26 protein-coding genes and 2 pseudogenes are annotated in these 26,340 nt (G+C 70.9%); 8 read left to right on the top strand and 20 right to left on the bottom strand.

What is annotated here, in order from left to right; translation table 11 throughout:
• Positions 1-32 precede the first annotated feature (32 nt).
• The 6 genes and pseudogenes from FB453_RS06860 to FB453_RS06835 all read right to left on the bottom strand — a co-directional run bounded on the left by FB453_RS06860 (position 33) and on the right by FB453_RS06835 (position 4,267).
• Entirely contained in the window at positions 33-608 is a 576-nt protein-coding gene (locus FB453_RS06860) for a hypothetical protein (RefSeq protein WP_145788411.1), read from the bottom strand.
• A gap of 50 nt (positions 609-658) precedes the next feature.
• A pseudogene (locus FB453_RS06855) lies at positions 659-1,461 on the bottom strand (SDR family NAD(P)-dependent oxidoreductase).
• Between the two features lie 95 nt (positions 1,462-1,556).
• Positions 1,557-1,681: pseudogene (locus FB453_RS34800) on the bottom strand (1-acyl-sn-glycerol-3-phosphate acyltransferase); the annotation flags it as partial.
• Positions 1,682-1,685: 4 nt separating this feature from the next.
• Positions 1,686-2,066 carry a hypothetical protein gene (locus FB453_RS06845; RefSeq protein ID WP_145788409.1) on the bottom strand — a complete coding sequence of 127 codons (381 nt, stop codon included), beginning with the start codon at positions 2,064-2,066 and terminating at the stop codon, positions 1,686-1,688.
• Positions 2,063-3,088, bottom strand: coding sequence for a S1 family serine peptidase (locus tag FB453_RS06840; RefSeq protein WP_145788407.1), 1,026 nt, complete (start codon positions 3,086-3,088; stop codon positions 2,063-2,065). Before FB453_RS06840 ends, FB453_RS06845 begins: the two co-directional genes overlap by 4 nt.
• Positions 3,089-3,499: 411 nt before the next feature.
• Positions 3,500-4,267, bottom strand: a complete 768-nt coding sequence (locus tag FB453_RS06835) for a lysophospholipid acyltransferase family protein (RefSeq protein WP_145788405.1) — start codon at positions 4,265-4,267, stop codon at positions 3,500-3,502.
• 162 nt (positions 4,268-4,429) lie between these two features.
• On the opposite strand from FB453_RS06835, the gene FB453_RS06830 reads away from it, so the two are divergent.
• The 3 genes from FB453_RS06830 (at position 4,430) to FB453_RS06820 (ending at position 8,125) form a co-directional block, all read left to right on the top strand.
• Entirely contained in the window at positions 4,430-5,845 is a 1,416-nt protein-coding gene (locus tag FB453_RS06830) for a cytochrome ubiquinol oxidase subunit I (RefSeq protein WP_181539355.1), read from the top strand.
• Between the two features lie 14 nt (positions 5,846-5,859).
• Complete coding sequence (gene cydB, locus FB453_RS06825; RefSeq protein WP_112586980.1) at positions 5,860-6,858, top strand: cytochrome d ubiquinol oxidase subunit II; 999 nt, start codon at positions 5,860-5,862, stop codon at positions 6,856-6,858.
• A 73-nt stretch (positions 6,859-6,931) separates the two neighbouring features.
• Positions 6,932-8,125 (top strand): GNAT family N-acetyltransferase, encoded by a 1,194-nt coding sequence (locus tag FB453_RS06820; protein ID WP_186718095.1) that lies wholly within the window; start codon positions 6,932-6,934, stop codon positions 8,123-8,125.
• Positions 8,126-8,246: 121 nt separating this feature from the next.
• Here the strand turns inward: FB453_RS06820 and FB453_RS06815 are convergent, their stop codons facing one another.
• Positions 8,247-8,693, bottom strand: a complete 447-nt coding sequence (locus tag FB453_RS06815) for a MarR family winged helix-turn-helix transcriptional regulator (protein ID WP_145788402.1) — start codon at positions 8,691-8,693, stop codon at positions 8,247-8,249.
• 96 nt (positions 8,694-8,789) lie between these two features.
• On the opposite strand from FB453_RS06815, the gene FB453_RS06810 reads away from it, so the two are divergent.
• A complete protein-coding gene (locus FB453_RS06810; RefSeq protein WP_145788399.1) occupies positions 8,790-9,242 on the top strand; it encodes a MarR family winged helix-turn-helix transcriptional regulator in 453 nt (150 codons plus the stop codon).
• A gap of 6 nt (positions 9,243-9,248) precedes the next feature.
• Here FB453_RS06810 and FB453_RS06805 read toward each other — a convergent pair whose 3' ends face one another.
• The 3 genes from FB453_RS06805 to FB453_RS06795 all read right to left on the bottom strand — a co-directional run bounded on the left by FB453_RS06805 (position 9,249) and on the right by FB453_RS06795 (position 11,356).
• A complete protein-coding gene (locus tag FB453_RS06805) occupies positions 9,249-9,932 on the bottom strand; it encodes a hypothetical protein (RefSeq protein ID WP_145788397.1) in 684 nt (227 codons plus the stop codon).
• An 83-nt stretch (positions 9,933-10,015) separates the two neighbouring features.
• Positions 10,016-10,477 carry a peroxiredoxin gene (locus FB453_RS06800; protein ID WP_486480186.1) on the bottom strand — a complete coding sequence of 154 codons (462 nt, stop codon included), beginning with the start codon at positions 10,475-10,477 and terminating at the stop codon, positions 10,016-10,018.
• A gap of 45 nt (positions 10,478-10,522) precedes the next feature.
• Entirely contained in the window at positions 10,523-11,356 is an 834-nt protein-coding gene (locus FB453_RS06795) for a patatin-like phospholipase family protein (RefSeq protein ID WP_145788392.1), read from the bottom strand.
• Between the two features lie 87 nt (positions 11,357-11,443).
• Here FB453_RS06795 and FB453_RS06790 point away from each other — a divergent pair, with 87 nt between their 5' ends.
• A complete protein-coding gene (locus tag FB453_RS06790) occupies positions 11,444-12,172 on the top strand; it encodes an SDR family oxidoreductase (protein ID WP_091398050.1) in 729 nt (242 codons plus the stop codon).
• A 63-nt stretch (positions 12,173-12,235) separates the two neighbouring features.
• On the opposite strand, the gene FB453_RS34795 is transcribed toward FB453_RS06790, so the two are convergent.
• The 3 genes from FB453_RS34795 to zwf form a co-directional block, all read right to left on the bottom strand.
• Positions 12,236-12,361, bottom strand: a complete 126-nt coding sequence (locus tag FB453_RS34795; protein WP_256442137.1) for an MFS transporter small subunit — start codon at positions 12,359-12,361, stop codon at positions 12,236-12,238.
• Complete coding sequence (locus tag FB453_RS06785; protein ID WP_486480185.1) at positions 12,358-13,806, bottom strand: OFA family MFS transporter; 1,449 nt, start codon at positions 13,804-13,806, stop codon at positions 12,358-12,360. The genes FB453_RS34795 and FB453_RS06785 overlap by 4 nt, the downstream gene beginning before the upstream one ends.
• Before the next feature lie 239 nt (positions 13,807-14,045).
• Positions 14,046-15,425: a glucose-6-phosphate dehydrogenase gene (gene zwf, locus FB453_RS06780; RefSeq protein ID WP_145788389.1), complete on the bottom strand. Its 1,380-nt coding sequence runs from the start codon at positions 15,423-15,425 to the stop codon at positions 14,046-14,048.
• A 213-nt stretch (positions 15,426-15,638) separates the two neighbouring features.
• On the opposite strand from zwf, the gene FB453_RS06775 reads away from it, so the two are divergent.
• Positions 15,639-17,237, top strand: a complete 1,599-nt coding sequence (locus FB453_RS06775; RefSeq protein ID WP_486480184.1) for a beta-N-acetylhexosaminidase — start codon at positions 15,639-15,641, stop codon at positions 17,235-17,237.
• Here FB453_RS06775 and FB453_RS06770 read toward each other — a convergent pair.
• The 3 genes from FB453_RS06770 to FB453_RS34070 form a co-directional block, all read right to left on the bottom strand.
• Entirely contained in the window at positions 17,207-18,172 is a 966-nt protein-coding gene (locus tag FB453_RS06770; protein ID WP_486480183.1) for a PhzF family phenazine biosynthesis protein, read from the bottom strand. The two genes, FB453_RS06775 and FB453_RS06770, sit on opposite strands and share 31 nt — an antisense overlap.
• 74 nt (positions 18,173-18,246) lie before the next feature.
• Positions 18,247-18,939: a hypothetical protein gene (locus FB453_RS06765; protein ID WP_145788385.1), complete on the bottom strand. Its 693-nt coding sequence runs from the start codon at positions 18,937-18,939 to the stop codon at positions 18,247-18,249.
• A gap of 141 nt (positions 18,940-19,080) precedes the next feature.
• Positions 19,081-19,830 carry a hypothetical protein gene (locus FB453_RS34070; protein WP_486480182.1) on the bottom strand — a complete coding sequence of 250 codons (750 nt, stop codon included), beginning with the start codon at positions 19,828-19,830 and terminating at the stop codon, positions 19,081-19,083.
• A gap of 121 nt (positions 19,831-19,951) precedes the next feature.
• Between FB453_RS34070 and FB453_RS06755 the strand changes: the two genes are divergently transcribed.
• The gene (locus FB453_RS06755) at positions 19,952-20,947 is read left to right on the top strand and encodes a tyrosine-type recombinase/integrase (RefSeq protein WP_145788383.1); all 996 of its coding nucleotides are present in this window, start codon (positions 19,952-19,954) and stop codon (positions 20,945-20,947) included.
• 6 nt (positions 20,948-20,953) lie between these two features.
• On the opposite strand, the gene FB453_RS06750 is transcribed toward FB453_RS06755, so the two are convergent.
• From FB453_RS06750 to FB453_RS06740, 3 genes are all read right to left on the bottom strand, one after another.
• Entirely contained in the window at positions 20,954-21,643 is a 690-nt protein-coding gene (locus tag FB453_RS06750; protein ID WP_186718092.1) for a fasciclin domain-containing protein, read from the bottom strand.
• A gap of 92 nt (positions 21,644-21,735) precedes the next feature.
• Entirely contained in the window at positions 21,736-23,832 is a 2,097-nt protein-coding gene (locus FB453_RS06745; protein WP_145788379.1) for a M14 family zinc carboxypeptidase, read from the bottom strand.
• Between the two features lie 237 nt (positions 23,833-24,069).
• Positions 24,070-24,849 (bottom strand): endonuclease/exonuclease/phosphatase family protein, encoded by a 780-nt coding sequence (locus FB453_RS06740; RefSeq protein WP_112731963.1) that lies wholly within the window; start codon positions 24,847-24,849, stop codon positions 24,070-24,072.
• 183 nt (positions 24,850-25,032) lie between these two features.
• Here FB453_RS06740 and FB453_RS06735 point away from each other — a divergent pair, with 183 nt between their 5' ends.
• Positions 25,033-25,803 (top strand): sulfite exporter TauE/SafE family protein, encoded by a 771-nt coding sequence (locus FB453_RS06735; protein ID WP_263972109.1) that lies wholly within the window; start codon positions 25,033-25,035, stop codon positions 25,801-25,803.
• On the opposite strand, the gene def is transcribed toward FB453_RS06735, so the two are convergent.
• On the bottom strand, positions 25,800-26,309 hold the full coding sequence (gene def, locus FB453_RS06730) for a peptide deformylase (protein ID WP_145788376.1): 510 nt from the start codon (positions 26,307-26,309) through the stop codon (positions 25,800-25,802). The genes FB453_RS06735 and def overlap by 4 nt on opposite strands.
• Positions 26,310-26,340: the final 31 nt, after the last annotated feature.

Below are 26,340 nucleotides of genomic sequence, written 5' to 3'. Positions count from 1 at the left end.
TGCAAGATCGCGAGAGGGTGGGCCGGGTGCGGTCAGCTCCAGTCGGTCTGGTAGCCGTCGTGGCGCAACAGGTCCAGCAGTTCGGCGTTGCTGGGGCGGTGGGCGCGGGTGAGCGCGGCGGTCAACTCGTCGACTCCGACCGGGTCCGGCCCCTGCACCTCGATCGCCCGGACCTTGGCGCCATCGGTGCGGTAGAGGGCGATGGACGGGTCGCTGTTGTCGGTGTCGTGAGTCACGATCAGCGTGCTTCCGCCGCCCAGGTCGGTGCAGGTGCGCAGCCGCGGCGCGGCGCAGTCGACGCCGTCGGGTAGCCCGGTCGCGGGTTGCGGCACGCGCAGCCGCCAGAGCACGGGAACGGCGCGGCCATCGGCGGTGCGCAGCGGGTAGGCGATGTCGAGGCCGCCGCGCTCCAGCCAGCCGACGGTGCCGGGCCGGGTCACGTCGTCGGGGATCAGCAGCTGCTCCCGAGACCACGGTGACGATCGGGTCAGGTCGGCGAGGTCCCGCTGATCCTTGGCATGGTGGTACTCGATCCGCAGACCCGCGTAGCCGATCCCGCCGACGACGACGAGTACCAATGCGGCGAGGACGAGACTACGGCGCGACACATGATCACTGTCCCAGTCGCCCGACCCGGCGTCGTGCAGACCCCAGGGCTTCAGGCCAGCCAGCCGCCGGTCATCCGCGCCACCGCGGCGCCGTCGAGGTCGGCGAGCTTGACTCCGACGAACTGCCGGGCGCCCTCGGAGGTCTGCGCCCGTACCGGCGGCGTCGGGTCGGTCAGCGTGGCGACCACCACCACCGCCGCGGCGTCGGCGGGGGACTGCGCGGCGGCGAACGCCTGCCCGGTGCGGGCCAGGTACACGCGCAGCGCCGGCCCGTAGACCCCGGCGGCGGCGCTGGCGGTGTCGGCGTCGATGCCGATGTTGGCGACGAACTCGCTGGCCACCGCGCCCGGCTCGACGAGGGTCACCCGCACGCCGGTGGTGGCGGCGAGCGGGGCGAGGGCTTCCAGATACCCCTCGACGGCGAACTTCGCGGCGCAGTACGCCTCGTTGAACGGCTGCCCGACGATCCCGCCGACGCTGGAGACGGTGACCAGTCGGCCCCGGCTGGCCCGCAGGTGCGCCACGGCGGCCCGGCTGACGTGCAGCACGCCGAAGAAGTTGACCTCCATGACGGCCCGCACGTCGTCGATGCTGTCCTGTTCCAGGGTGCCCGACGTGCCCGGCGCCGGCGTTGTTGACCACCGCGTCGAGCCGGCCGTAGGTGCCGACCACCTCCTCGACGCAGGCGGTCACCGAGCCGGGGTCGGTGACGTCGAGGCGGCGTACGTCAATCAGGTCGGTGACCCCGGCGGCGTCGGCCGCGGCGCGCAGCCGCTCGGCGCGGACCACGTCGCGCATGGTGGCCACCGTGCGCCAGCCAGCGCGCGCAGCCCAGCGCGATCTCCAGGCCGATGCCGGTGTCCGAAGGCGATCGACTCGGTTTCCTGCGAGGCTGGGTGTCCGGGGCGCGGGAATGCCCGGTTTCCAGAAACCGAGTCGATCACCGACCCGGCGCCGGGCGCGGCTGGGGTCGCTCGGGCGGGCTGGGGTCGACGTGTCGGGGCCGGTCGGGTTCGTCGGGGCGCAGCGGGGCGAGGTGTCGGGATCCGATCTGTGGCCCGGCGGGCCGCACCGTGGTTATTGACTGGTCAGGACGGCGCCGGTGTGGGCGTCGACCACCGTCCTGCCATTGAGGGGCCGGCCGAGCATCACCCGGACAGTCCGCTCCTGTGCCACATCGGCACCGGACCACCAGAGGGCGGGCTGACGGGCGGAGACGCGCAACATGACCCGGTCATCCGTCTCATCCGCCTCGGCGTGGACGATGTCGAAGTCGGGGTGCACGTCAACCTGCGCGTCGAGCAGTCGACCACCGTCGCTGACCCGGTAGGAATTGACGCTGAGGTTGATCTCCTGCGAGCGGCGGACTGCGGCGACGGCGACAGACACGCCGATCAAGAGGGCCGCGGCCGCGGCCACGGCGACCGCGAGCACAGCCCTCTTGATCGGCTTTCTCATGCTGTCGCCAGGCTTCCCGGGAGGCCGTAGTAGGCCTGCCAGATGTCAGTGAACACCTGCATGCACCCGCTCACGCTGTTGGATGAATGACCGTGATGAATTCCCTTGGCCGCGACCTTACCGTCTGAGCGGACCGTGTAGACAGGCCCGCCAGAGTCACCGCCGACCGTGCACACCCCATCATTGCGATAGAAGCTGCGCACCACGTTGCGAGCGGTCTCGCCGTCGCTGTGCTTGAAGTTGATCCCGGTGGAGTAGACGGTCCAGTTGCACTTCTCACCGGTGACGTGGCCGCCGACGCAGTACTTGTCGCCGTTGACCGGAGCACGGCTCCACATCTCGCCGACGGCGGCCCCGCTGCTCGATCCTGGACCACGCCGGTAGATGTAGGGCGATGTCCCCTTGCCGGAGACGACGCTGGAGAGGGCGACGTCGCCCCGGTAGGTCGACTGGCCGGACAGGTAGACGGTCCCGGTGCCGTTGTTCCAGTTCTCCGACGAGTTCGGCGTGACGTAGCCGATGACGCTGGAGGGGGTTGACAGGTCGCCGCCACCGGGCGCGCAGTGCCCTGCGGTGAGCATCATGTTGGCCGAGCCGTTACGCCAGGAGAATCCGGTGGTGCAGACGTTGGGCGTGCTGGTCTTCGCGCCACCGTAGAACGGCGAGGTGTCGTTGTTACGGCCGTCGCCGGTCGAGGTCGTCTCCGCCATGTACCGGATCGCGATGGCGTCGGTTCCGAACCTCGCAGCCAGGGCCTGCAGCAGCGGCTCGGAGAGCCGGCTGACGTACACGTTGATCCGGTTGGTCTCGGCGTCCGGCTCGGTCATGAAGATCGCGTCCCGGTCGGGTACGCCGGCGCCCGGGTCGATCGCTTCGTCCTTGACCTTCTCGAGTTGCGCGATGCTGCGTGTGACTCGTAGGCCCTGCACGGGGGTCGCTACCCGCAGGTGGCCGTCCCGGAATTGCGCGACGAGGCTCTCCCCTCGACCGGTCGTGCTGTCCAGCCGTACGGCGCCGGTCACGTGGTCGTACCAGGGATACGCAAAATCCGCAGTTCTTCTGCACGAGTTCCTGTGCCTCGTGCAGAAGTTTCGCCGCCGCCTCGGGCATTGGGGCTGGAGGGGCCGGATCGGTCCAGGCCGTGACGGCGAGGCCGCTCGGGCTTGCAATCGAGGTGCTGGGCGCTGCCTGCGCCGGGGTCGGGAGAGCCGTGGTCATCACGACGGCTACTCCTAATACGGCAATGCTGGTTTTCGCATGACACTCCCCGTAGTCGTGCTGCTCCTGCGGTTTCGCAGGAGCACGAGTCTCGCACCAACTGATCAGCGAGAGTGTCCTGCGTCACATCAGGTGCGAAGTGGACTTTCACCCGCATCGGGGGTGGTTCGACGGGCGGAGCAGCGGATTTGATGCGTTAGTACGCTGCGGTCGGGTCAGCGACGGCGGTGGACGCGGCTGGGGTCGCTCGGGCGGCCGGGGTCGATGTGTCGGGGCAGTTCCGGCTCGTCGGGGCGCAGCGGGGCGAGGGTGTCGGTGAGCGCGTCGATGATCCGGTCGGTGGCGCGGCGGGCCGCGCCGGGGTGGGCCGCAGCCGTCTCGCCCAGGTCGACGGGGGTGCCGAAGTGCACCCGGATCACCGGTCGACGCCACAGCGAGCGGGCGACGCCCCGCAGCATTCCGCGGGGCGCCTGGTAGGGCAGCACCTCGTGCGAGCCCCACTGGGCGACCGGGACGACCGGGGCGCCGCAGGCCAGGGCGAGGCGCGCGGCGCCGGTCTTGCCGCGTTCGGGCCACAGGCCGGGGTCCAGGCCGATGCGCCCCTCGGGGTAGATGAGGATCACCGAGCCGCGGGCGACGGCCGTGGCGGCGTCGTCGAGGGCCCGGTGCACGGCGCTGGTGCCCCGGTCGACCCGGATGTGCCCGGCGTGGCGCATGGCGGCGCCGAACACCGGGACGCGGAACAGCCCGGCGGTCGCCATGATCCGCGGGGCGACGCCACGGGTCTGGCAAGCGGCGGCCATGACCACCGGGTCGAACGGGCTGATGTGGTTGGCGGCCAGCACGAGCGGGCCGCGACGCAGGTGCGCCGGGACATCGCCGGTGACCTCGAGGCGGGCGAGCAGGCCGACCAGGCCCCGGGCCAGCAGCAGGGCTGCGCGCCAGATCAGCGGCGGCTGCCAGGTGGTGTGTGCGGTGTTCATCAGCGCGCCATCGTCGCACGCCCCGGCAGGGCTGCGAGGGCGGGTCGGGTGATCAGGGTCATTGGTCCCGGGTGCGTTCGGGCCGCCCGGCCCTGCCCAATCCTCTACGACGAGCAGTAGTATTTACTACGTCGCGTAGTACGGATGGTTGGGGGTTTTCAGGTGGACGCGTTGGACGTTGCCCGCTGGCAGTTCGGTGTCACCACCGTCTACCACTTTCTCTTCGTACCGCTGACCATCGGCCTCTCCGTGCTGGTGGCCATCCTGCAGACGATGTGGCACCGCACCGGCAACGAGCGCTACCTCAAGCTCACCAAGTTCTACGGCAAGCTGTTCCTGATCAACTTTGCCATGGGCGTGGTCACCGGGATCGTGCAGGAGTTCCAGTTCGGCATGAACTGGAGCGACTACTCCCGCTTCGTCGGCGACGTCTTCGGCGCACCCCTGGCCATCGAGGCGCTCGTCGCGTTCTTCCTCGAATCCACCTTCATCGGCCTGTGGATCTTCGGTTGGGACCGACTGCCCAAGCGGGCGCACCTGGCCAGCATCTGGGCCGCCGCTATCGGCACCAACCTCAGCGCGTACTTCATCCTCGCCGCGAACTCGTTCATGCAGAACCCGGTCGGCTACCGGATCAACGCGGACACCGGTCGCGCCGAGCTGACCGACTTCCCGGCCGTGCTGACCAACAAGGTCGCCCTGATCACCTTCCCGCACACCCTGGCCGGCTCGTTCCTGGTCGCCGGGTCGCTGGTCACCGCCGTGGGCCTGTGGCACGTCATCCGCAACCGCGGCTCCGCCGACACCGGCGCGTACCGCTTCGCCACCAAGTTCGGCTCCTGGGTGGTCCTGGTCGCCTCAGCGGCCGTGCTGTTCACCGGCGACATCCAGGGCAAGATCATGACCGACGTGCAGCCGATGAAGATGGCCGCCGCCGAGGGCCTCTACACCACCGAGAGCCCCGCCTCGTTCTCCGTGCTCACCGTCGGCAGCCTGGACGGCAGCCGCGAGGTGTTCGCCATCAAAATCCCGTACCTGCTGTCGTACCTGGGCACCGGCGACCCCAACGGCACCGTGCACGGCATCAACGACCTGCAGGCCCAGTACGCCACCCAGTACGGCGCGGGCAGCTACACCCCGATCATCCCGGTCACCTACTGGAGCTTCCGCTTCATGATCGCCTTCGGGATGGCGGCCGGCGCGATCGCCCTGCTGGTGCTCTGGAGCCAGCGCAAGGGCCGCACCCCGAGCAGCAAGTGGCTGCTGCGCGCCGGGCTGGCCATGCCGGTGCTGCCGTTGCTGGCCAACTCCTTCGGCTGGATCTTCACCGAGATGGGTCGCCAGCCGTGGATCGTCTTCGGCGAGATGCTCACCCGCAACGGGGTGTCCCGCAGCGTCTCGCTGGCCGAGGTGCTCACCTCGTTCGCCGCCTTCACGCTGATCTACGCCACCCTCGCCGTGATCGAGGTCAAGCTGCTGCTGCGCTACGCCAAGGCCGGCGTGCCCGACGTCAGCGAAGAGCACCCCATCGACGACACCCACGACGACGCCGAGCGCCCGCTCGCCTTCGCCTACTGATCCCGGAGCCCATCGTGGAACTGACCACCATCTGGTTTCTCCTCGTCGCCGTGCTGTTCACCGGGTACTTCATCCTGGAGGGCTTCGACTTCGGCGTCGGCATGCTGCTGCCCGTGCTCGGCCGCGACGACCGGGAACGCCGCGTCCTGATCAACACCATCGGCCCGGTCTGGGACGGCAACGAGGTGTGGCTGATCACCGCCGGTGGCGCCATGTTCGCCGCGTTCCCCGAGTGGTACGCCACCCTCTTCTCCGGCTTCTACCTGCCGCTGCTGCTGATCCTGCTGGCCCTGATCGCCCGTGGGGTCGCCTTCGAGTACCGGCACAAGCGCCCCGAGGCGTCCTGGAAGCGCCGGTGGGACGCGGCGATCGTGGTCGGCTCGCTGCTGCCGGCGATCCTGTGGGGCGTCGCCTTCGCCAACATCCTGCGCGGTGTGCCACTGGACGCCGACCACGAGTACGTCGGCGGCCTGCTGAACCTGCTCAACCCGTACGCCCTGCTGGGCGGCGCGACCACCCTCGCGCTGTTCCTCACCCACGGCGCGGTGTTCATCGCCCTGAAGACCACCGGCGACATCCGCGAGCGCGCGGGTGCGCTCGCCGTGCGCCTGGGTGTGGGCGCCGCCGTGCTCGCGGTCGGGTTCCTGACCTGGACGTTGAGCATCCGCTCCAGCGCGGCCGCCGTCGTGCTCGCCGTCGGCGCGGCCCTCGCCCTGCTCGGTGGCCTGGCCGCCGCCCGGGTACGCCGGGAGGGCTGGGCGTTTACCGGCACCGCCGTGGCGATCGGTCTGGCGGTGGCGACCCTGTTCGCGGCGCTGTTCCCGAACGTGCTGCCCTCCACGCTGGACGCGGCCGGCACGCTGACGGCCACCAACGCCGCGTCCACTCCGTACACCCTGAAGATCATGACCTGGGTGGCGGTGATCTTCACTCCGGTGGTGCTGGCCTACCAGGGGTGGACGTACTGGGTGTTCCGCAAGCGCATCGGCGTGGCCAACATCCCGCAGCACTGACCGACGGCCGCGGGGTCGCCGCCCGCCGGAAAAATTGGCGGTCCTCGGGAGTCGGCCCCGCTAGGGTGTCCCGATGCCCGACCCCGTGCACGTACGTGAACTCAGCACCGATGACCTCGACGCCGCATGGGAGTTGGGACGGATCGCGTTCGGCTCCGCCGCGGAGCGACACGCCAGCACCACCGTCGCAGTGCCCGGCATGAGCCGCTACGGCGCGTTCGACGACAGCGGTCGGCTCGTCGGCAAGGCCGTCGACCTGCACCACGACCAGTGGTGGTCGGGCCGGGCGGTGTCGGCCGCCGACGTCGCCGGGGTGGCCGTCGCCCCCGAGGCCCGGGGCCGGGGCGTGGCCCGTGCCATGCTCACCGGTCTGCTGCGCGGGGCCTACGAGCGGGGTGCGGCGGTCAGCGCGCTCTACCCGACCGTCGCCGCCCCGTACCGGGCCTGCGGGTGGGAGGCCGCCGGTGTGCTGCGTACCGTCGATCTGGCCACCGCCGCGCTGCCCCGGCACCGGCCCTCCCCGGACCTGACCGTGCGGGCCGGCGCGGTGGCGGACCTGCCCGCCGTCGCCGATTTGTACGAGCGGGTCGCCCGGTACCGCAACGGCATGCTGACCCGCCGGGGTGAGCTGTACGACTTCTTCGCCGCCGACCGGGGCCTGCCCGGCGACGGGGTCACCCTCGTCGAGGCCGACGGCGAGCTGGTCGGCTACGCCACCTGGCAGCGGGGCCGGGGCTACGGGGCAGATTCCGTGCTCAGCGTCGACGAGGCGCTGGCCGTCACCGCCGAGGCAGCCCGGGAACTCGTCGGGGTGCTCGGCAGTTGGGCCAGCGTCGCGCCGACCCTGCGGCTGTGCCCGCTCGACGGCGACGCCGTCAGCACCGTCCTGCCGTTGGAGTCGGCCCGTGACCACGAGCGGGACCTGTGGATGCACCGACCGGTCGACGTCGCCCGCGCGGTGAGCGCGCGGGGGTGGCCCACCCACGCCCGGGGCACCGTCGACTTCGGCCTCACCGACCGGCTCGCCGAATGGAACACCGGCACCTGGCGGTTGACCGTCGCCGACGGCGCCGCCGAGCTGACCCGGATCGACGCCGACGCGGACCTGCGGCTGGACGTGCGCGGTTTCGCCCTGCTGTACGCCGGAGCCGCGCCGGCCCGCGCGGTCGCGCAGGCCGGGTTGCTGCACCACAGCCCGGCCGCCGACCCGGCCGCGCTCGACCTGCTCGGCGCGGGAGGGCCGGCACAGTTGCTCGACTACTTCTGACCGACCGGTCCGGCCCGTTGGCCGCCGCCAGGTTGGTGTTGACCGACCAGGCCCGGTCGGTGGGCTGCTGACAGGTTGGCCGGATCGGGCCGAGCCCGCGCACCCGTCGGGCTCTTGCCCGTCAGGTCGGGGTCGGGGTCGAGGCCAGTTCGGCGTTGGCGCGCTGGGTGACCACTGTGAGCGCCCGGGCGGCGGCACTCGCCTCGTCGGTGGGGATGTCCGCGTAGAGGCGGGCGCTGATGTCCGCGACGGCGTCGGCGATGCGGGCCTGCACGGCGTGACCGGCGTCGGTGAGCCGCAGCCGTGGTGCGTCGTCGTCTGCCTGGGCCAGGTTCGCGTCGACGAGGGTGGCGAGCACCCGTTGCACCTCCTGTTCGTCGACCTTGAGGGTGCTGGTGATCCGGTGCGTGAGGTGAGCGCGTTCGGCTGGGCCGTTGGCGAGGACGTTGAGGGCGAGCACCTGGTTGAACTCGACGCCGAGGGGAGCGGTGGCCCGTTCGAGCAGGGCCCGGGTGGCGTAGTGGGCCTGGCCGATGACCTGGCCGTTGAGGGTGGGGACAGTGGACATGACACCTCCTTCGATACGTTGGTTGAACCAACGTTGGCCGGACCAACGTAGCATCAATCGTGGGTCGCGCCAACGATTACTGGTAGGCTGCGCCGCATGGACAACGCGGCCCCGCAGTCACCCGCCGGGCTCAGCACCAGCCCGAGCTGGCTGCTCAACCAGACCGCCAGTCACGCCGCCCGCCTGCTCAGCGAGGGCTTCGCCGCGCACGACCTGCGCGGCTACCACTACCGACTGCTCGCCAGCCTGGCCGAGGACGGGCCCGCGAGCCAGGCCGACCTCGGCCGGCGCTGCGGGATCGACCGCAGCGACGTGGTGGCCGCCATCAACGACCTGGCCGGCCGAGGGCTCGTGGTGCGCGCCCCCGACCCGGCCGATCGCCGCCGCAACGTCATCAGCGCCACCGACGGCGGCGCCGACGAGGCCCGCCGGATGGGCGCGACCCTCGAGCGCGTCCAAGCCAACCTGCTCGCCCCGCTGTCCGCCACCGAGCGCGAGCAGCTGACGCGACTGCTCACCCGACTGCTGCGCCACCACAGCCGGCACTGACCCGCCTCAGCGGGCCTCGCGCAACTCCGCCAGCCGAGCCTCGATCTCGGCCAGCTCGGCGCGCAGCCTCCCGGCCTGCTGCTCCGCCTCGGCCCGCTCGGTACCGAGGATCTGCTCCACCGCCTCCTGCACCCCCGGCACGTCGACCAGGGCCACCATCTTCAACGCCTCCGCCGGCTTCACCACGTACGGCTTCGCCAGGGCCTTGCTGCCCTGCTGCGCCGCGACGGTCCACTCACCGTCGGCGTACGCCAGGGTCACGGTGAGGCCCGCCGGGCCCTTCGGCTTGACGGCCTTGACCGCCCGCCGCGCCGGCGGCTTCTCCGTCTGCTCCACCTTCGGCTCCTCCTGTCGCTGCGCGGGCACCCGCGGCGTGTCCAACACGAACTCCGGCGCGGCCGCCGCTGGCGGCTCGGGCTCGGGCTCCGGCTTCGGCTCCACCACCCGACGAGTGACGCCCTTGGGCGCCACGGCCAGGTCGGCGGGGGAGAACGGCAACTCGTCGCGGCCGAAGCGCACCACCACGAACTCGTCGGACACCTCGGGGTCGGTCAGCTCGATCACCTGACCGACCTGACCAGCGATCTGCCCCGCCGACGCGGTGAACACCACCCGCGGTTTACGCCCGGCCGCCAACGACTCCCGGATGCTCTGCACCTCGCTAGTGGACAAACCCTGGCCGGCATCCATCACAACCCTCTTCCGTACACCTGTTTGATTGCTGTCTTGATACCAGCCGACTGCGACACCCGTCGCACGGGGCTCACGCCCGCTCAGCCGCCCAGCGCCCGCAGCGCCCGGTCCGCGTGCTCGTTCATGCTGACCTCGCTGTGGATCACCTCGATGACCCGCTGGTCGGTGCCGATGACGAACGTCATGCGCTTCATGCTCAACGGCCCCAACGGCACCCGCCGCTTGACGCCGAACTGCTGCGCGACCGCGCCGTCGGCGTCCGACAGCAGCGGATAGTCGAAGCCGTGCAGCTTCGAGAACTCGGCCTGCTTCGCCACCGGGTCACGGCTGATGCCCACCCGCGTCGCGCCCAGCGCCGTGAACTCCGCCGCGAGGTCGCGGAAGTGGCAACTCTCCGCCGTGCATCCCCGGGTCATCGCCGCCGGGTAGAAGAACAGCACCACCGGCCCGCCCGCCAGGAACTCCGACAGCCGCCGCGGCGTGCCCGTCTCATCCGGCAGCTCGAAATCCTGCACCACGTCGCCGACACCCACACCCGCCACCGCGCACCTCCATCGTCTGATCGACCGCGCGGTGAGCGTAAGCGATCACGCCCAGAGCGCCGCCACCTCGTCAGCCACCACGTCGGCCTGGGCCCGCCCCGCTCGCGCCGCTCCCGCCCGCCGGGCCAGGTCCAGCACATTGCGGCCGATCGCCGTGCGCGCCGCCGCGTCCGGCGTCAGCACCACCACCCGCGACCCAGCCGCCCGCAACGCGTCCACCTGCGCCGACAGCCGTGGCATCGGCCCGAACGCCGCCGACGTCGGCGCGAGCACCAGCACCCTGCGCGCGTCCGCCGCCAGATCCGCGTTCACCGTCGAGCGCATCCCACCGTCGACGAAGCGGCGGACACCGATCGTCACCGGCGGCCACACCCCGGGCACCGCGCAACTCGCGCCCACCGCGTCCACCAGGGACACCCCGCTGTCGCGGTCGAACACCACGAACTCACCGGACGACGCGTCCACCGCCGTGATCAGCAGCCGCCGCTGCGGCCACTCCCGGTCCGGCAGACGGGCCTCGATCACCACGCGCCGCGACGCCTCCGACTGGGTACGCGCCGCCACCGCCATCGCCCCGATCCGCGCCCGCGAGCGCACCGCGTCGCGGGTCCGACCACCGGCCCAGATCAGCCGCGCCAGCGTCGCGAAGCCCAACCGTGCCGCCAGCTCACGCGACGGCGGCGCCAACTGCTCGGCGTAGAAACGCTCGACGGGCAACCCGGAGCACACCTGCGCGCCGACCAACGAACCCGCCGACGTGCCCACCACCAGGTCAGCCTCGGTGACCGGCAAACCCCGCTCGACCAACCCGGCCAGCAGCCCCAACTCCCAGGCCACCCCGGTCACCCCGCCACCGCCGAGCACCAACGCCCGCTGCATGTGACCCTCCTCTCGACGACCGACCCGCGCCGGTCACGGTAGCGTCGGCACGACCATCGCGCAGCCGTCAGACCCCCCGGAGGCACCGTGGCACCCGTCACCGTCATCACCGGCGGCGGCCGGGGCATCGGCGCGGCCACCGCCCGCCGGCTCGCCGCCGCCGGTCACCACGTCGCCCTGTGCTACCGCCGCGACGAGGCCGCCGCCACCGCCGTCCTGGCCGACCTGCGGGCCGCCGGCGCGCAGGCCATCGCGGTACGCGCCGACACCACCGACCCCGAGCAGGTGCACGCCCTGTTCGACGCGGCCGCCCAACTCGGCCCGCTCACCGGCCTGGTCAACAACGCCGGCGTCACCAGCCTGATCGGGCCGTTCACCGAGCTGCGCGTCGAGGACCTGCGCCGGGTCGTCGACGTCAACCTCGTCGGCTACGTCCTCTGCGCCCAGCAGGCCGCCCGCCGGCTCACCGACGGTGGAGCGATCGTCAACGTCTCGTCGGCGGCCGCGACCCTCGGCAGCCCGGGGGAGTACGTGCACTACGCCGCCGTGAAGGCCGCCACCGACACCCTCACCGTCGGCCTGGCCAAGGAACTCGCCCCAAAGGGCATCAGGGTCAACGCCGTGGCCCCCGGCATCGTGCGCACCGACATCCACGCCGACTCCGGGGTGCCCGACCGCGCCGACTCCGCCGTCGGCCGCATCCCGCTGGGCCGCGCCGGCGAACCCGACGAGATCGCCGCCGCCATCGCCTGGCTGCTCGGCCCGGACGCCTCGTACGCCACCGGGACCGTGCTGCGCGTCTCCGGCGGTCTCTGACCACGCCTTCACGCGGTCGGAGACCGCCGGGCGTTCACGCGGTCGGAGACCGCCGGATCCGGCTCAGTGGGTGAACAGCTTCGCCGCGGTGACGACGGTCTGGGCGACCCCGTAGCCGAGCAGCGCCGCCACCACCAACCAGGAGATCCACAACCGGGCCTGCTGCCCGGGTCGGCTGTCCTCACTCATCGCGTACCACTCCTCTGCGCCGTCGTGTCCTCGTTCACGTCCCGATCCGCGTTCTCGTCCGCGCCCTGTTCCGGGTGCTGCTCCGTCGCCGGCTCGTGGTAGCGCTGCGGCACCGGCCGCACCAGCAGGTTCGCCACGAAGCCCACGGCCAGCACAGCCACCATCGTGAACAGCGCCGGACGGTACGCCGTGGCCGTGAGCGAGCCCGGCTCGCCCTGCGCGTCGAGGAACCCGTTGACGATCAGCGGACCGGCGATCCCCGCCGCCGACCACGCGGTCAGCAGCCGACCGTGGATCGCACCGACCTGGAAGGTGCCGAACAGGTCCCGCAGATACGCCGGCACTGTCGCGAAGCCACCGCCGTAGAACGACAGGATCACGCAGGCCAGCAGCACGAACAGGGCCGTCGAGGTCTGCCCGACGAGCGCCAGCAGCGCGTAGAGCACCATGCCGACACCCAGGTACACCAGGTAGATCGGTTTGCGGCCGATGACGTCGGAGGTGGACGACCACACGAACCGCCCGGCCATGTTGAACAGCGACAGCAGACCCACGAACCCGCCGGCCGCCGCGACTGTCACCGCCGAGGTGCCGTTGTCCCGGAAGAAGTCCTGGATCATCGGGCTGGCCTGTTCCAGGATGCCGATGCCGGCGGTCACGTTGCAGAACAGCACCACCCACAGCAGCCAGAAGGAGCGGGTCTTCACCGCGTTCGCCGCCGACACGTTCGCCGTGGTGACCAGCGGCTTCGCGGCCACGCTGGCCGGGTCGAAGCCGGCCGGACGCCAGTCCTGCGCCGGCACCCGCACGTTCGCCACCCCGAACATCATGATCACGAAATAGCCCAGGCCGAGGGTCACGAACAGCCACACCAGGGCGCTGCCCGACGCCGTCGACCCCGCGTTGGCCGGGTCGTAGCCGGCGTCGTAGAACGACAACAGTTGCCGCGACAGGGGAGAGGCGACCATCGCCCCACCACCGAACCCCATGATCGCCAACCCGGTGGCCAGCCCTGGCCGGTCCGGGAACCACTTGATCAGGGTGGAGACGGGGGAGATGTAGCCGATGCCCAGGCCGATGCCACCGAGCAGCCCGTAGCCCAGGTACAGCAGCCACAGCTGCTTCGTGGCGATGCCCAGCGAGCCCACCAGGAAACCCGCCGCCCAGAAACAGGCGGAGACGAACATGGCCTTCCGCGGCCCGTTCGCCTCCACCCAGGTCCCGGCGACCGCGGCGGACAACCCGAGCATCACGATCGCGATGCTGAAGATCACCCCGATCGCGGTCTGGCTGGTGTCGAAGTGGGCGATCAGCGAGTTCTTGTAGACGCTGGTCGCGTAGACCTGACCGATGCAGAGGTGTATGGCCAACGCCGCCGGGGGGATGAGCCACCGGCTGTAGCCGGGTGGGGCGACGGTGTGCCGACGATCGAGTGCGGAAAGCATGCGCTGCTTCCTCTCCGATGAGGACGAGAAACGTCGCACCCAACGTGCCCACACCACTCGCAAGCGGCAAACCTCACCGTCGCCGGACGGTCGTTCCGCTGAGCTGAGCGGTCAGTCAGCGTCCGCCGCGGCCCCGTGATCGACTCGGCTTCCGGGAAGTCGGCGCATCGCGGCGGCCCGGACACCGCGACATGCCGGGAAACCGAGTCGTCACGCCGCGCCAGCGGCTCAGGCCGCGACTAGCGCAGGTCCGGCAGGTGCCAGCCGCCGGCCAACGCGTCGGCGTCCGCCGGACCCCAACTGCCCTTCTCGTACGACTGCACCGCCGTCGGCAGATCCAGGATCGGCTCGACGATGCGCCACTCCTGTTCGATCGTCTCGGCACGCGCGAAGCGCAGGTGCTGCCCGTCCATCGCATCGTCGAGCAGCCGCTCGTACGCCTCCTGCCGGCGACCGAAAGCCGAGCCGAAGTCGACGGACAGATCCACCGGACGGCTCGCCACCTCAGCACCCGGGCTCTTCGCCTGGATCGACATCGTGATGCCGTCACCGCGCCCGAGGCGGAACCGCAGCAGGTTCGCGGCCCTCGCCGTGCCCCGCTCGGCGGGGATCAGCGAGCGCTGCGGCTGCTTGAACTCGACCACGACCTCCGTCGCCGTCCCCGGCAGGGACTTACCGGTACGCAGGTAGAACGGCACGCCCGCCCAACGGGGGGAGTCGACAGTCAACCGGGTCGCCACGAACGTCTCCGTGTTCGAGCCCGCAGCCACGCCGGGCTCGTCGCGGTAACCGGCGTACTGCCCCCGGACGGTGGACTCGGGCGACAGCGGTGCGATCTGCCGCAGCACCGCGGCCTCCGCCTCCCGGAACGCCGCGGTGTCCTCGCTGGCCGGCGCCTCCATCGCGATGAGCGCCACGACCTGCAGGATGTGGTTCTGCAGCACGTCCCGGGTCGCGCCCACCGTGTCGTAGAAGCCGGCCCGACCCTGGGTGCCGAAACCCTCGGCGAGGGTCACCTGGATGTTGTCGATGTGCTCGTTGTTCCACAGCGGCTCGAACAGCCGGTTGGCGAACCGGAAGGCGTAGAGCCCCTCGACGGCTTCCTTGCCGAGGTAGTGGTCGATGCGGAACACCCGCTCCGGCGCGAAGGCCGCGCCCAGGGTGCGGTCCAGCTCGCGGGAGGACTCCAGGTCACGCCCGAACGGCTTCTCCACGATCACCCGGCCCCGGTCGGCCAGACCCACGGCAGCCAGGCCCTCGACGACGGAGCCGAACACCGCCGGAGGGATCGCCAGGTAGAAGACCGGCCGCTCGGCGTCGCGCAACCGCTCAGCCAGCCGCTGGTACGTCGTCGGGTCCGCGTAGTTGCCGGAGATCATCGAAAGGTTGTCCGCCAGCCGATCGAAGGTCTCGTCGTCGATCTCGTCATCGGCCTCGTTGACCGACTTGCGGGCCATGGTGACCAGTTGCTGATCATCCCAGGGGGAGCGGGCCACGCCGATGACCGGAACGTCGAGGCGGTCGCGCCGGGTCAACTCGTACAGCGCCGGAAACAGCTTCTTCGAGACGAGGTCTCCCGTGACGCCGAACAGCACTACCGCGTCTGAGCGCATGTGCATGGCACTTCCCATTCGATCATCCGAACCTGATCTTCCGAACGGACAACGGCACGACGCACTCCAGGAATTCCCCAGCGTGCGGCGTACGTGAGGTCGGTGACAACACTGTCTCGACGAGCCCTTATGTTAAGGAAGGTTTACAGTACAGGCGAAACGCCGGTAGCCTGCGACTCTAATCGACGAACGTCGATCATGACGAGGCCTGGAGGTACCGTGCGTCGCCGACACACCACCACACGGCTGCTGGCCATAGCCGCACTCGCGCTGCCAGTCATCCTGCCCGCAACGCCCGCCGCCGCCGCGGCACCCACCGCACCAGCCCGACACCTCAGCGACGTCATCCCCGCACCGGTCGAAACCCACCCCGACGCGCACAACACATTCCGGATCACTCCCCTGACCGTCATCCGCACCACCCCCGGCTCAGCCGCCGCCTGGCAGGTCGGCCACCAACTCGCCACCACACTGCGCCCCGCCACCGGCCACCCCCTGCCCGTCCTGCCCGTACGCTCCACCCCGCTACCCGAGATCGCCCTGCTCATCGGCGGCGCCGACGACCGCATCGGCCAACAGGGCTACCAGCTCGGCGTCACCCGCCGCGGCATCACGATCCGCGCCAACACCCCCGCCGGGCTGTTCGCCGGCACCCAGACCCTGCGCCAACTGCTCCCCGCCGAGATCGAGGCACCCGACCGGCAGCGGACCACCTGGACAGTCCCCGGCGGGCGAATCGTCGACTACCCACGCTTCGCCTATCGGGGCGCGATGCTCGACCTCGCCCGCCACTTCCACACCGTCGACGACATCACCGCCTACGTGGACCTGCTCAGCCAGTACAAAATCAACTACCTGCACCTGCACCTCACCGACGACCAGGGCTGGCGCATCCAGATCGACTCCTGGCCCCGCCTCACCACCGTCGGCGGCGGACCCGGCACCGGAGTCGACGGCGTCGGCCCCGGATACCTCACCAAGGCCGACTACAAGGGCGTCGTCGCCTACGCCGCCGCACGACACATCACGATCATCCCCGAGATCGACATGCCCGGACACACCAACGCCGCCCAGTCGACGTACCCCGAACTCAACTGCGACGGCGTCGCACCACCCCCGCGCACCGACATCGCGGTCGGCTACAGCTCGCTCTGCATCAACGACGAACTCACCTACCGCTTCGTCGAGGACGTCATCCGCGAACTCGCCGCCATCACACCCGGACCATTCCTGCACATCGGCGGCGACGAAGCCCACGCCACCACCGACGAGGACTACCGCACCTTCATGAACCGGGTCCTGCCCCTGGTCGCCAAGTACGGCAAGCGCGCCTCCGGATGGAACGAGATCACCCAGGCCGACCTGCCCACCGACGCCGTCGCCCAGTTCTGGGGCACCGGCACCACCAACGCCAGCCTCGCCGCGGCCGCCGCCCGCGGCAACAAGATCATCATGTCGCCGGCGAACAAGGCCTACCTGGACATGAAGTACGACGCCAACACCCGCCTCGGCCTGCGCTGGGCCGGCCTGATCGAGGTGTCCGACGCCTACGGCTGGGACCCCGCCACCCGGGTCACCGGCGTCGGCGAGAACGCCATCCTCGGCGTCGAGGCCCCACTGTGGTCCGAGACGCTGCGCACCCTGGACGACATCGAATACATGGCCTTCCCGCGCCTACCCGCGATCGCCGAACTCGGCTGGTCCACCACCGCCAGCCACGACTGGGAATCGTTCCGGACCCGACTGGGGGGGCAGGCACCCCGCTGGCGACTGCAACAGGTCGACTTCTACCCGTCCCCGCAGGTGCCCTGGATCTGACCCGTACCGCCGTCTGAGGTTGTGGTGCGGGCCGGTGCCCGCACCACATGCAGTCCACTCCAGGCGACCCTCGCGGCAGCCCCCACCAGGACTCGCCGACCAGTGGAACTCCGCCGGGCAGAGGCGGTGATGGTCGCCGGTTCACCGAGGACGTCGCCCATGTCGACGGTCAACTCGGTGACGCCACTGCCCGCCACGCGGGCGGCCAGGCAAGCGGTGCTGTTCACATTCGCGATGTCCTCAGGGACCCCGATCGACGGCGCGAACATCCGGGCCACCACGCCACCAGAGCGGGTGGGCACCGAATAGACGTAGCAACCGAGCAACCCCAACCGGTCGCACGCCACACGGAGCTGGTCCAGATTAGGGCCGAGGGTCACGACCGCATCAGGCGTGATGACCGGCACCAGCATCCGCGCCCGACCCAACGAGGCCACACACGCCCCAGAAAGCAACTCGCCCGCAGCAACACCCAGAGCGTCGACGACAAGGCCGATCTCGACCGAGGTCGCGTCGCGTACGGCCACCGGACCCGCGTCGAACGCGGCCTGGACCTGATCACCGCCACGGACCGCCCGACCGACGAACGTACGCCCCGACACCCGCAGCCTGAACTCGTGCTCTGCGCCGTGGCGACGCCCTGCCAGGAACGCCACGGCGGCCACCGTCCCGTGCCCACACGAAGGCAGTTCCCCCTCGGCGGCAAAGAACCGCAGGTCCACGGGCTCGTCTGCCGTGGCTCGCCCCACGAACACCGCATGCGAGGTGCCCACGCGGGCGGGCACCCGGCTGCGCTCGGCGTCGGTCAACGCGCACGCCCCGGCTGGTGTGGGGGAGAGGGACTCATCGATGACGGCCGTCGCGCTGCCGCCACGCCCGCCCGGAATCGAGCGATCGAAAGCAGCCTCCGCTGACCTGCCGTCACCGCGCCCCACGACTCAGCCACCCCTCAATAGCAACCCGCTCGGGGCCGCGGCCACCGCCGAGCCTGCCAGGTTCTGCGTCCTGGTCAGGAAGGCCAGGGAACTTCGTGGTACGTGGTCCCCGAGGAGACGGTGACGAGATACTCGGACCTTCTCAGCAGGCCACTCCGCAGCGTGTCAAAGTCAACGGGGTCGGCCTCAACGAAGACGGTCGGCCAGGTGAGGTCCGGGACAGCCTGATTGATCAAGGCGTTGACGTCTCGCGTCCACCCGACCTGAACCGTCCAGTCGTGCCCGGGTACGAGGTAGCTCAGGCCCGGCAGGGGCAGCGGGAGCCCATCATCGGTCTTGCCGTTCGCCGCGTAGTACGTCTCGACATCCTCGATGGCCGAAGTGGTGGTCGGTATCAGCCCGGTAGCCTTGGCGCGCTTGTCAACCTCGCGCAGCACATCCAAAATGTCGCCGTCGGCCCCGAAGTACCTGGTGTCGCTAAGACCGCAACTGAGGCGGTAGTCGTCGTGTGGCCACAGGGCGTTGGTGGCTCCGGCGTGGCAGATGTCGCGTGTTGACGTTGCGACCGACCTGAGCGGCGACGCCTGAGTCACGGCGGAGAGCAGGGTGCTGATCTGTTCAGCGCTCGAAGCACTTGCCTGCCGGGCTGCGGCCGAGTGCGCTTCCTGGCTTGCTTCCTCCCGCGTGGGTGCGTCTGACCCGCAGGCTGTCAGCGTGAGCAGCAGAGTTACAGCCGTTGCCAACGTGACCAGGCGACGAGGAGTCATGGTTACCAGGATGCTGGCTGGCTGCACACGCAGGAATGAGTCGCCGTACTCATCCTCCTGCGACCAACGGGTTCGATTCGATAATCCACATTATGTAAAGTAGCGCGTTCCGGGGGTCCCCTCGCCGTTCATTCGACGGGGTCAGTCGCGCGCCAGGCCCGGCGGGCACGCGTCCTCGTCCGGCTCGACGAGACGTGCGTTGACCAGCGGGTTGCGTCGCAGGGCCGCGAGCACCGCACCACTGGCGCCGATGTCGGTCCAGGTGTCGTCCCACAGGGCGGAGACGAGCCAGGAGCGATCCGCCGGAAAGAACAGGTCGGGCAGCGCCCCGTCGCCGCCGCGCATGTGACCGACGCGCCAGGTGAGAGCCTGCTCCGGCCCGGCCTGGACCAACACGTAGGGCCAGTCCCCGTAGAGGGACACCCTCGGGGCGTGCGGGAAGACGACGTCGTGGGCGCCGGTGTCGAGAAAGCCCAGCCACCAGGGCTGATCCGGCGTGCACGCCATCAGCTCGTCGATCACCGCACGTTCGTGGGCGTCGAAACCGACCCCGGCGGGCGAGTGGAAGGTGCCGTACGCCTCGAACACCGGCGGGATCGCGGTGGTGACCGAGAGGCCCTGTGTGGTGCGCCCGGCGAGCCAGGCGACGTCGCTGACCGTGCCGATCCGCCAGGTCCGGCCGTCCTTGCTGACGTCCATGGGCTCCGTCGGGGTCGTTGCGTCTTGCGCGTCGCGATCGACGGCGGCGGGCGACGCCCACCCGGCTGGGCCAGCGGCCCGCCACTGGTGCCCCTCGGAGCAGACCAGATCTGCCGGACCGTCGAGGTCCCGGTACACGATGGGCGTACCGCGTCGACCACAGGTGGGACAGATGGCGGCGAGCGACGTCATGCCGCGCACGATACGTGCTTCTCCGCCAGCTCCAGCCGCGCTCGCGGCGTTCCGGAATGAGGCCCCTCTCCCCTCGTCCACCCGCTTTCCGGATACGCGAAAATGCTGCATAATATCCCTTATGCATCAAAAACAGGACGAATCGCTCGCGGTGCTGATCGAGGAGTTCCTGACCGCGCGGGCCACCCGTAAGCCCTCCCCGCACACCCTGGCCGCGTACCGCAGGGATCTGCACACGGTCGCGGCTCTGGTCGCGGAAGGTGCCACCCCTCCCCTACCCCTGGACGCGCTGTCGATCACCGACCTCTCCCCCCGGGTGATGCGCGCGGCCTTCGCCCGGTTCGCCGCTCCCCGGGCGCCCGCGTCGGTGCATCGGGCCTGGTCCACCTGGAACACCTTCTTCACGTTCCTGGTTGCTGACGGGTTCGTGGCGGGCAACCCGATGCCGGCGGTCGGGCGGCCCCGGGCGCTACTCCCCCAGCCGAAGCCGCTGCGCGGCGCGGACACCCCCGAGGTGCTGCTCGCGTCCGCCGCGCGGGACGACGGTCGGCAACGCGACCCGTGGCCGGAGCGTGATGTGGCGGTGTTGGCGGTGGCGCTCTGCGCCGGGCTGCGCCTGTCGGAGCTGCTGGCGTTGCGCGTCGACTCGCTCGGCGGTCGGCCCGGTGAGCGGCGGGTTGAGGTGGCGGGCAAGGGTGGGCGGCCTCGGGTGGTGCCGATTGAGGCGGATCTGGACCGGGTGCTGCGGGACTATCTGGACAGTCGGGTGCGGCGCTTCGGTTCGCGGTCGGTACGCCCCGACTCGCCGTTTCTGGTGGATCGGCGTGGTGAGCCGTTGCGCCGTGGTGGTCTGCAGTATCTCGTCGAGTCGTGTTACCGGCGGGCCGGCATCGGTGACCGGGTGCCGCGTGGTGCGCGGCTGCACGCGCTGCGGCACACCTTCGCGACGAGGTTGGCGGAGGACGGTGCGAGCGCGGCGGAGATCATGCGGTTGTTGGGGCACGCGTCGTTGGCGTCGTCGCAGACGTACATCGAGGTGACGGCCGGGCAGCAGCGCGACGCGGTCCGCGCCAACCGGACCAACCGCGCGCTGGCGGGTCTGGTGCCGCCCGGGTGATGGTGGTCAGTGTGCGCGGTGGCCGGTGCCGTCGGCGGTGGCGGGCAGTGGGCCGAGGACGGCGTTGATGATGTGGATGCGGGCGTTGGTGGCCTGGTAGTCGGCGCAGACCGTGTCGGCGCGGTCGCCGAGGCGGGTGGTGGGCCCGGTGCGGGTGACGGTGACGGTGACGCCGTCGAGGGTGGTGGCGGTGCCGGCGGTGGTGAGGTCGGCGATCGGGTGGCTTCCGGTGATGAGGTGGGCTTTCAGCAGGGTGCGGAGCTGGTCGGTGTGGTGGGTCATGAGGTCGTCCCAGTTGTCCTCGGAGAACGTGGCGGCGAAGGCGTCGTCGGAGGGTGCCAGGACGGTGACGCCGTCGCCGGCGGGCAGGTCGGTGAGGACGCCGCTGGTGCGCAGGGCCGCTTCGAACGTGGTGAGGGTGGGGATCCAGCGCAGGGCCTGGTCGACGGGTTGCCCGGCGAGGAAGCTCGGGTTGCCGGGGTCGGTGCCGGTGGGCAGGGCGGCGCAGAGTGGCCCGGCGGGCTGGGGTGCGGTGCTCGCGGGCGCGGCGTCCGTGCGGGGAGCTGCGGGGCTGCCGGTGCAGGCGGCCAGCAGCAGGGTCGGCAGGAGCAGGCCGAGCGTCCGTTGGACGCGTCGAGCGCGGTGCGGTCCGCGGAATCGTCGGGGGTGTCGCGGTGGGATGGCAGGGTGCGACACGGCGGCCTCCACGGGTGCGGGGTGGGTGGTGAGGTGCCGGCGGCGTGGGTGTCGGGCCCGCGCCGCCGGCGTGACGGCTCGCTAGTTGTGGGTCACAGTGCCGCGCACTGGGTGGTGCGGGGGCCGTGGACGGTGTTGGCGATGCCGAGGTTGTGCGGGGTGGGGTTGTTGCCGGTGCAGTTGAGCGGGGCGCGGATGGTGGTGCCGGCCAGCACGGGTGCGTCGGTGCCGGTGGTGTTGCCGGACAGGTCGACGGGGCCGGCGATGGTGGCGTCGATGATGGAGATCGTGCCGGTGGTGGCGATGCGGACGGGGCCGTTGATGGTGCTGTCGGCGAGGAGGATGCCGGCGGCGCCTGCGGCGGTGAGCGGGCCGCTGATGGTCGTTGCCGTCGTGACGAGTGCCGCGCCGGCCCGGACGGTGACCGGGCCGTTGATGGTGGCGTCGTCGGCGCAGGTGAAGCCGGTGACGGCCAGGGGTCCGTTGCGGCGGCCGGTGAGGGTGGGATAGACGCGTTCGCCGTCGGTCAGCTTCTCCACGCCCTTGCCGTCGAGGAGCAGGGGGATGAGGCCGCGTTCGGGTTGGTTGAGGGGGACGTAGTGGTCGTCGCCGATCGTGATGACCTTCCAGCCGTGGGCGGCGATGCGCTGGGCGACGGTGGTGCCGACGCCACCGGGCCCGTCGGTGCGGGCGCCGTTGTACTGCGCGTCGGTGAGTTTGTAGGCGCAGGGCGGGTTGTCGAGGATCAGGTCGGCGGGGGGCGCGTCGAGTGGTGGCGGGCTGTCGCCGGGGTGCGGTGCCGGGTGGGCGGGGATGGGGCGGGAGCCGCGGAAGACCAGCCGGCCGGTGTTGGCGGCCTGGGTTTCGATGGCCTCGCTGCGGGCCTTGAGGATGTCGGCGCGGTCTGCGCGGTGGTAGTCGAGGAACTGGTGGAACGTCCACAGGGCGGAGTAGGTCTTGCGGCGTCGGTTGTTGGTGGCGTTGCCCTCGTCGGGGCGGGTCTGGCCGCCGGAGCTGCGCAGTTCCAGCAGGGAGTTGGTGACGTTCTTGAGCCCGAGGGTGTTGCGCAGGATGGTCTCTTCGCTGAGGCCGACGTTGCCGCCGCCTTCGCAGCCGTAGGGGCAGGCCCACCAGCCGGCTTCGGCGCCCTTGGCGTACATGTGGCCTTCGATCATGTCCTGGGACTGGTCGAAGATGGGTTGGGCGACGTTCTGGTGCCGTGGGGGCAGCATCGGCAGGTCGCCGGCGCGGGAGTTGCCGAACTCGTGGCCGTCGTAGCCGGCGACGGGTCGGTAGTCGCGGACCATTTTGATGTACGCGGTGGTCTCGGGTTGGCGGATCAGGGAGTAGTCGCGGTTGAGGTCCTGGCCGGTGGAGTTGCCGCGGGTGTTGTTGGCGCGGCCGTCTCCGTTGATGGTGGGGACGATCAGGACGGTGGTGTGGCTGAGCAGGTCGGTGATGCGGGGGTCGGTGCTGAAGGCGAGTTGGCGGGCCATGATGAGGCAGGCTTCGCGGTCGCCGGGTTCGTTGCCGTGCACGTTGCAGTTGATGGCCACGGGTGCGGTGGCGGCGACTGCTTCCGGGGTGGCCGCCGGGGTGGGGTGGCCGATGACCATCATGTTGATGGGTCGGTTCTGCACTGTGCGGCCGAGTTCGACGACGCGTACGCGGTCGCTGAGGGCGTCGATGGCGGCGGTGTAGGCGTACTCGTCGGTGTCGGTGGTGTACTGCGCGGCGTGGGTGGTCTCCCAGCCGGTGCGCAGTTGCTCGCCGGGGGTCGTGGGGTTGCCCCAGGGTGCGGTGGTGGTGGCGGTGACCGGGTCGGAGTAGGGCTGTTCGGTGGTGCCGGTGCGGGCGCGTACGCGCCATTGGAAGGTATCGCCGGGGTTGTAGCCGGCGTCGGCAAAGGTGGGCGCGTGTTGGTTGATCTGGCGGTTGGGTCGCCAGATGCCGACGATGGTGGGTGCGCCGGTGGGGGTGTTGTCGGCGTCGACGGGGGTGCGTTCGATCTGGTAGTCGGTGGCGCCGTCGACGGGTTGCCAGGCGAGGGTGGTGTATCCGTCGGCCTGATGGGCGGTGAGGGCGGTGACCTGGTCGGGTGGTGCGGCGTTGGCGGGGGTGGGTGCGGTGGTGAGGGTGACGGCGATGAGGGTGGACACGGCGATGAGGGTGGGTCGCTGGCGTCTCATGTGGCCTCCGACGAGTTGATCGTGGCGCGTGTCGACCAGCATGATTGTCGAAGTCCGTCGATGCAATGATCTTGAGGGAATCTTGCGACTTGGCGGTCCGCTCCCCCGCCGACCCTTGATTGACCCGTTTTCGGGAAGGCGCGGTGTCCGGGGCACGGGGATGCCCCGGTTTTCAGGAAGCCGAGCCGAGCGTGGAGGCCGCCTCAGGCCGCGATGCGGCCGGCGGGGCGATGATGCTCAGCCGAGGTCGACCAGCAGGGGTCGGTGGTCGGAGATGGTGGACGCCGGCGCGGTGACCGCGCGTACGGGTGGGAGCTGGTCGAGGGCGTGCCGGTCGGCGAGGATGTGGTCGAGTTGGACGCGGGGCTGCCCGGACGGGTAGGTGGGGCGTCGGCCCAGGGGGCGCCAGCCGGAGATGAGCCGGGCCGCGCCGGCGGGCAGGTTGAGGTCGCCGAGCAGGACGCGGGGCCCCGGTAGCGCGCGCAGGGCGCGGACGGTCTGACGTAGTTGGCGGGCGTTCCACCCGGGCACGAAGGACAGGTGGGTCGCGGCGACGGTGAGGGGGCCGTGCGGGGTGTCCAGGACGGCGGCGAGGATCACGCGGGGTTCGTCGTGCAGCAGGATGAGGCCGCCGCGGGGGCCGGGCACGTAGACCGGTGAGCGCACCGGCGCCGGCTTGAGTCGGGTGACCTGCCAGCTGCGCACGGGGTATCGGCTGATCAGCCCGATGCCGTAGCAGGGTTCGCCGTGGCCGTCGTCGTCGTGGCGCAGTGGGCGGAACTGTTCGCCGGGGGTGCCGACGACGGCGGCGGCGAAGCGGTGGTGGGGTGCGCCGAGGGCGCGGGCGGCGATGGCGGTGAGGTCGAGGTTGCCGCTGCGGCGTTGGTCGCGGTCGACCTCCTGCAGGGCGAGCACGTCGGCGTCGAGGGCGCCGATGGCGGCGGCGAGTCGGTCGGAGTCGACGAGCCCGTCGGTGAGGGACCGCCCGTGCAGCAGGTTGAAGGTGGCCAGGCGCACTCCTGCACCTTACGTGCCCGTGGCATGGTTGCCGGGTGGTGAAGGTCTTGCTGTGTTCGGTGCTGGTGTTCGTGGCGGTCGGCGCGTTGGGGGTGTGGTTGCGGCGTACGCGGGGTCGGTGACCGGGTGAGGCTGGCCACTCGGGTGCCGGTGAGGCGCGTCGGGTGGGCAGAATTGCCGCCCGTGGACGCCGTGACGCTGAGTACCCTGCTGGCCGCCGCCGCGATGGCCGGGTGGGTCGATGCCGTGGTCGGTGGTGGCGGGTTGTTGCTGCTGCCGGCGTTGTTGGTGGCCGCCCCGGGGTTGCCGGTGGCCACCGCGTTGGGCACGAACAAGTTGGCCGCGATCTTCGGTACGGCCACTGCGGCGGCGACGTACGCCCGCAGGACGAAGGTCGACTGGCGGGTGGCGGGCCCGGCGGCGGGGTTAGCGGTGCTCAGCGCGGGCGTCGGTGCGGCGTTGGCCGGGGCGGTGCCGGCGTCGGCGTACCGGCCGGTCGTGCTGGTGGTGCTGGTGTCGGTGGCGGTGTTCGTGCTGCTGCGTCCCCGGATGGGGGTGGTGGCGGTGCCGGCGAAGCGCACTCCGGTGCGGGTGGCGGTGGTGATCGCGGTGGCCGGGGTGGGGATCGCCCTGTACGACGGGTTGATCGGCCCGGGCACCGGCACGTTTCTGGTGTTGGCGTTCACCGCCCTGGTGGGCGCGGACTTCGTGCACGGCTCGGCGATGGCGAAGGTTGTCAACGCGGGGACGAACCTGGGCGCGCTGGTGGTGTTCGGGGTGACCGGGCACGTGTGGTGGCTGCTGGGCGCGGGCATGGCGGTGTGCAACATCGCCGGCGCGGTGCTGGGGGCGCGGATGGCGTTGCGCCGCGGCTCCGGGTTCGTGCGGGTGGTGTTGCTGGTGGTGGTGGTGGCGTTGGTCGCGAAGCTGGGCCACGACCAGTGGGTGAGCTAGCCGCGGCGGCTGGGTGAGTCGAAGCGCCCGGCGCGGATCTCGCGCAGGGCCCGGCGGCGGGTGTCGCCGCGCAGGGTGTCGACGTAGAGCTTCCCGCCCAGGTGGTCGGTCTCGTGTTGCAGGGCGCGGGCCAGGAACCCGCTGCCGGCGATGGTCAGCGGCTCGCCGTGCTGATCGACGCCGTGGGCGGTGGCGTGCAGGGCCCGCACGGTCGGGAAGTACAGCCCGGGGATGGACAGGCAGCCCTCCTCGTCGTCCTGGAGCTCGTCGGACAGCTCCAGGGTGGGGTTGATGAGGTGGCCGCGGTGCCCGTCGGCGTCGTAGACGAACACCTGGGCGCTGACGCCGATCTGCGGTGCGGCGACGCCGGCGCGGCCGGGCTCGCCGAGCAGGGTGTCCATCAGGTCGGTGACGAGGGCCCGCAGCTCGGCGTCGAAGGTCGTGACCGGTTCGCACCCGGTGCGCAGGACAGGGTCGCCGATGATCCGGATGGGCCGCATGGTCATGGGGTTCAGCGTATCGCCGTGCGGTGCGGCG

The organism is Micromonospora sp. CNZ322 (genome assembly GCF_007827755.1).
Note: the sequence above shows the minus strand (reverse complement) of the source record. Positions and strands in the feature narration are given on the sequence as shown.

What these genes read in the sequence shown, in the direction of transcription:
- FB453_RS06845 (WP_145788409.1), bottom strand. Translation starts at nt 2,066, where the DNA reads ATGAGAAAGCCGATCAAGAGGGCTGTGCTCGCGGTCGCCGTGGCCGCG.
- FB453_RS06835 (WP_145788405.1), bottom strand. Translation starts at nt 4,267, where the DNA reads ATGAACACCGCACACACCACCTGGCAGCCGCCGCTGATCTGGCGCGCA.
- FB453_RS06820 (WP_186718095.1), top strand. Translation starts at nt 6,932, where the DNA reads ATGCCCGACCCCGTGCACGTACGTGAACTCAGCACCGATGACCTCGAC.
- FB453_RS06815 (WP_145788402.1), bottom strand. Translation starts at nt 8,693, where the DNA reads ATGTCCACTGTCCCCACCCTCAACGGCCAGGTCATCGGCCAGGCCCAC.
- FB453_RS06810 (WP_145788399.1), top strand. Translation starts at nt 8,790, where the DNA reads ATGGACAACGCGGCCCCGCAGTCACCCGCCGGGCTCAGCACCAGCCCG.
- FB453_RS06805 (WP_145788397.1), bottom strand. Translation starts at nt 9,932, where the DNA reads ATGGATGCCGGCCAGGGTTTGTCCACTAGCGAGGTGCAGAGCATCCGG.
- FB453_RS06795 (WP_145788392.1), bottom strand. Translation starts at nt 11,356, where the DNA reads ATGCAGCGGGCGTTGGTGCTCGGCGGTGGCGGGGTGACCGGGGTGGCC.
- FB453_RS34795 (WP_256442137.1), bottom strand. Translation starts at nt 12,361, where the DNA reads ATGAGTGAGGACAGCCGACCCGGGCAGCAGGCCCGGTTGTGGATCTCC.
- FB453_RS06785 (WP_486480185.1), bottom strand. Translation starts at nt 13,806, where the DNA reads ATGCTTTCCGCACTCGATCGTCGGCACACCGTCGCCCCACCCGGCTAC.
- zwf (WP_145788389.1), bottom strand. Translation starts at nt 15,425, where the DNA reads ATGCACATGCGCTCAGACGCGGTAGTGCTGTTCGGCGTCACGGGAGAC.
- FB453_RS06765 (WP_145788385.1), bottom strand. Translation starts at nt 18,939, where the DNA reads ATGACTCCTCGTCGCCTGGTCACGTTGGCAACGGCTGTAACTCTGCTG.
- FB453_RS34070 (WP_486480182.1), bottom strand. Translation starts at nt 19,830, where the DNA reads ATGACGTCGCTCGCCGCCATCTGTCCCACCTGTGGTCGACGCGGTACG.
- FB453_RS06755 (WP_145788383.1), top strand. Translation starts at nt 19,952, where the DNA reads ATGCATCAAAAACAGGACGAATCGCTCGCGGTGCTGATCGAGGAGTTC.
- FB453_RS06745 (WP_145788379.1), bottom strand. Translation starts at nt 23,832, where the DNA reads ATGAGACGCCAGCGACCCACCCTCATCGCCGTGTCCACCCTCATCGCC.
- def (WP_145788376.1), bottom strand. Translation starts at nt 26,309, where the DNA reads ATGACCATGCGGCCCATCCGGATCATCGGCGACCCTGTCCTGCGCACC.